General features: G+C 72.1%; 1 protein-coding gene. It reads left to right on the top strand.

Features of this window, described 5'->3' with window-relative positions; all coding sequences use genetic code 11:
• Nucleotides 1-244: transposase (locus Q7A36_RS41420; protein ID WP_305109566.1), on the top strand; the 244-nt coding region annotated here is incomplete at both ends.

Raw genomic sequence — 244 nt, forward strand, 5'->3', positions numbered from 1 at the left:
TCGTCACCGAGGACTTGGTCCTGCTCGCGGCGGTGGGGATCGACGCCGAGGGCACGAAGCACCCGCTCGGGCTGGTGGAGGGCGCCACCGAGAACGCGGCGGTGGTGCAGGCCCTGCTCGACGACCTGGTCGGGCGGGGGCTCGCCCCGAACGTCTGCCGGCTGTTCATCGTGGACGGTGCCAAGGCGCTGACCAAAGCCATCCGGCGCACCTTCGGGCGCGACACGCCCATCCAGCGCTGCCA

Source organism: Paracraurococcus lichenis (assembly GCF_030657435.1).
In the GTDB taxonomy this organism is placed as follows: Bacteria; Pseudomonadota; Alphaproteobacteria; order Acetobacterales; family Acetobacteraceae; genus Paracraurococcus; species Paracraurococcus lichenis.